The sequence below is a fragment of the Oceanisphaera sp. genome (assembly GCF_052084945.1).
GTDB lineage: Bacteria > Pseudomonadota > Gammaproteobacteria > Enterobacterales > Aeromonadaceae > Oceanimonas.
Genome location: NZ_JBQDEX010000169.1, coordinates 1 through 3,828, shown reverse-complemented (window position 1 = coordinate 3,828; position 3,828 = coordinate 1). Strand labels below are relative to the sequence as shown.

The 3,828-nt window shown below is 45.7% G+C and carries 5 protein-coding genes; 4 read left to right on the top strand and 1 reads right to left on the bottom strand.

The annotated features are described in order from the left end of the window. Positions 1-487: 487 nt before the first annotated feature. From ACTHY5_RS11545 to ACTHY5_RS11530, 4 genes are all read left to right on the top strand, one after another. Positions 488-778 carry a ComEA family DNA-binding protein gene (locus tag ACTHY5_RS11545; protein WP_441879806.1) on the top strand — a complete coding sequence of 97 codons (291 nt, stop codon included), beginning with the start codon at positions 488-490 and terminating at the stop codon, positions 776-778. A 68-nt stretch (positions 779-846) separates the two neighbouring features. Then, on the top strand, positions 847-1,860 hold the full coding sequence (gene galU, locus ACTHY5_RS11540) for a UTP--glucose-1-phosphate uridylyltransferase GalU (protein ID WP_441879803.1): 1,014 nt from the start codon (positions 847-849) through the stop codon (positions 1,858-1,860). Between the two features lie 28 nt (positions 1,861-1,888). Continuing rightward, positions 1,889-2,647 carry a DnaT-like ssDNA-binding domain-containing protein gene (locus ACTHY5_RS11535; RefSeq protein ID WP_441879800.1) on the top strand — a complete coding sequence of 253 codons (759 nt, stop codon included), beginning with the start codon at positions 1,889-1,891 and terminating at the stop codon, positions 2,645-2,647. Continuing rightward, a complete protein-coding gene (locus ACTHY5_RS11530; RefSeq protein ID WP_441879798.1) occupies positions 2,631-3,476 on the top strand; it encodes a DnaA ATPase domain-containing protein in 846 nt (281 codons plus the stop codon). The genes ACTHY5_RS11535 and ACTHY5_RS11530 overlap by 17 nt, the downstream gene beginning before the upstream one ends. Positions 3,477-3,482: 6 nt before the next feature. Here the strand turns inward: ACTHY5_RS11530 and ACTHY5_RS11525 are convergent. After that, positions 3,483-3,828 (bottom strand): hypothetical protein (locus ACTHY5_RS11525; RefSeq protein ID WP_441879795.1); only part of this gene is annotated, 346 nt, incomplete at its 5' end.

The window sequence follows — 3,828 nt, the reverse complement described above, 5'->3', positions numbered from 1 at the left end:
TCATTGCGAGGCACGAAGCAATCCATCCTTCAGGCTGTGCCGTTCCCAATCTAGAGTTTTTCTTCCAGCTTCAAGCTATGTTTTAGGCTTCTAGCTTCCCGCTTCAAGCTATCTTTTAGCCCTTACCATTAAAAATTTCGCTTTTATCTTTATTTTTCCGTGGGTTCAGTGGATTCCGTTGCCAAAGATCTTGGTTTTAGTTTTTCTAATCCCTGATCCCTATTCACCGCTTTTCAGCTATCTTTTAGCTCTTACCAATAAAAATTTCGTTTTTATCTTTATTTTTCCGTGGGTTCAGTGGATTACGTTGCAAATATCTTTAGTCTTTTTTGTCAGTTAATTCAACATTCAAAATCTAACATTCAACATTGCCCTTCACCCGCCTGACTATTTTTCAATCATTTATTGGATAAATCTGGGTTTATGGTCGAGGCTTGAAAGTGTTCAAGTGAACATTTTTCAAACACCTTCATCAAGGAGTGATGATATGAATAAGCCCTTATTAATAAGCCTTTTGCTCGCGTTATTTGCTTTTTCTACGCCCAGTTTGGCGCAAGATGCGCCAGAGGCTCAGGATGCGGTGATTACCAGCATTAATATAAATGATGCCAATATGGAGCAGTTGGCCATGTTAACCGGTATTGGCTCGGCTAAGGCTAAAGCCATTGTGGAATATAGAGAAGCGAATGGTCCTTTTGACTCGGTTGATGATTTGGCTGAGGTAAGTGGTATTGGCCCGGCAACGGTTGAAAAGAATCGACACTTATTAAGCAAGTAACTGCTTATTATTAATACGTTATAACCTGCTAGCCCTCCTTAAGATGGTCGGGAGGGCTGCTATTGGTTATGATAGAGCATTCTTCATTTACTGTGACTTTATTTAGTATGCCATCTACAACATCATCTTCTAATGACCAAGTATCCCACTCAACTGACACGCCATTGCCAGAGGCTCGCGCAGCTATTACACCGGCTATTCGTAAAGCCGTAATCCCGGTGGCTGGTTTGGGCACGCGTATGCTGCCTGCGACTAAGGCGATTCCTAAAGAAATGCTGCCAGTGGTGGATAAGCCGCTGATTCAGTATGTGGTAAATGAGGCGGTAAAAGCGGGTATTAAAGAGATTGTGTTGGTGACTCATGCCAGTAAAAACTCCATTGAAAACCACTTTGATACCAGTTTTGAATTAGAAGCAACCCTAGAAAAGCGGGTAAAGCGCCAGCTGTTGGATGAAGTAAAACGTATTTGTCCGCCCGATGTCACCATAATGCATGTGCGCCAAGGCGAAGCGAAAGGCTTGGGCCATGCCATTTTATGTGCGCACCCGTTAGTAGGTGACGAGCCGTTTGCAATTTTGCTGCCCGATGTTTTAATTGACGATGCAGCCTGTAATTTACAGCAAGATAATACGGCGGCAATGATCAGTGCCTTTGCTGAAAGTGGCCACAGCCAAATTTTGGTAGAGCCGGTTGCTAAAGAGCAGGTAGATCAGTTTGGTATTGTAGATTTAGGCAGTGCTTTGTTAACGCAAGGTAAATCGGCGCCTATTACGGCTATGGTGGAAAAGCCTGATCGTGAAGAGGCGCCTTCTAACTTAGCGGTAGTGGGCCGTTATGTGTTAAGCGCAGATATTTGGCCGTTGTTAAGTAAAACGCCCTTGGGTAAAGGCGATGAAATTCAGTTGACCGATACCATTGCCATGTTAATGGAGCAACAAGCGGTGGATGCCCATCATATTACTGGCAAAAGCCATGACTGTGGTAATAAGCTGGGCTTAATGATGGCCAATGTTGAATATGGTATGCGCCATGCAACGCTTGGGGATGATTTTCGCCAATATTTAAAGCAGTTAACCTTGTAAGCCAAAGTAGGGGGAGTAGATAACGATAATGACACCGGCAGAGTATCAGGCGCTTACGTCTCCTAAGTTGTCGCATCCGGCGCGTAGTTTGTATCAATTTTATTTGAGGCATCAAGCGCGCGGAGAGCATACTCAGGCGCTAGATTATCCGGTGTTGGGTAAAGCGTTAGCGGTACAAGGTGAGGGAGAATATCGTTATCGGGTAACCCCTGCTACGTTAACCGACTTGGTTGATGAGCTGTTGGCGGTGGGGTTATTAAGCTTGGTAGAAAATCCGCATCCGCAGCATTATCACGGTGCGGTATTTTCATTACCGTTAAAGCGTTTACAAGGTCTGGCGGCACTGCCGTCTCGTCAGTTTGCGATGCACCCAGATTGGCGACCCGATGATCAGTTTGCAGGTTTGGCACGATTGTGTGGTTTATTAGATAGCCACATAGATGATACTGAGCTGGGTGAGTTTATTGCCTATTGGTTAGGCCGCCCAGAAGTGTTTGAAAATCAGCACCAATGGATGCTAAAACTCGTACGTAAGCTAAAAAATCAACGCAGTATTAAGCGATCCCCTGCCCCCTTAGCTGAAACCGGTTACCAGCAACAACCGCCCTTAGCGGTGCAAAACGAGACGGGCCCCAGTAAACGAGCACAGCAAATGATGGCAGAGGCTCAGCGTTTGCATAGTGATGTAGCAACTGGCGCTGATAAAAGCCAAGCTAACACGGCCCCTAAGATAAGTAAGCCCACCCCACCCACAGAGGACAGTGATGCCAATGAAAAAGACAGCTGAAGAAATTGCCGCCGATCTTAATGATATCGCTCGTCGTCGCCGTCGCCCTAAGCCAGAAAAAGACACCACGCCAACTGCGGCAGGAGGAGAAGTGACGCAAGTACTTAACCGAATACAGCAGTTGCGCGCAGGCGGCACTTTGCCGGAATATGATTACTTTGAGCTGAAGCGTCAATATGAGCAGCAAGCCAATAAAGATGTGCAACAGGCTCAGGCTCAAGCGAAGCAACAACGCACCGAGCGTTTGTTAGCTCAGGCCGATCTTAACCCTGAGTGGGTGTTCGATAATATGGATATTAACGACCCCGCTTTAGGGCATCATATTGAAACGGCGCATCATTTTATTAATGCTTTTGAGCATTGGAAATTAAAAGGCGGTGCGGCTATTTTAATTTATGGAGATTTTGGCACCGGCAAGTCGACCTTGGCAGGCGCGATTGCGCATGAGCTTATTCATCAGCATCAAAAGTCGGTGATTTTTCAGCAGTGGGCGTCTGTGGTTGATCGGCTGTTTTTTGGGGTGCTAGAAGAACAAGAGACGCGTAATCAGTATCGCAAAGCGTTAGAGGAAGTGGATTTGTTGATCCTCGATGAAGTGTCGGCTAACCGCGCACGCTTAGCTGAAAGCCAGTCGAGCTTTTTGGGTCATTTATTACGCCGGCGTCGTAATTTGGCGAAAAGTGTGATTATTATTACTAATCATGATCCTCAGTCTTTACACAGAGCCGTGGGCGATTTTTGTTTTGAGGCTATTAAAGCGTTTCACCCAGTTGATATCGCGCTACACGGCCCCAGCCGCCGACCCGACATAGGGGAATATAGGAGCTAAAGGCTATTAACGGCAATGTTGGATGAAGGTCAAAAGAGCAACATAAACCTTTTTTGCAACGAAACCCGCGAAATCCGCTAAAAAATAGAGATAAGATCTGAAAAAGACTGTTTTCAGAAAAACTAAAACCAAGATCTTTGGCAACGGAACCCACGGAAAAATAAAGATAAAAGCGAAATTTTTAATGGTAAGGGCTAAAAGATAGCTGGAAGCTGGAAGCCTAAAACATAGCTTGAAGCGGGAAGCTTGAAGCTTAGAGCGAAAAGAATGGATTGCTTCGCTGCGCTCGCAATGACTAAAAGCAGCGCCGAGCGCCCAGCGCCTAGCACCAAGCTTTAAAACTGGGTCATTG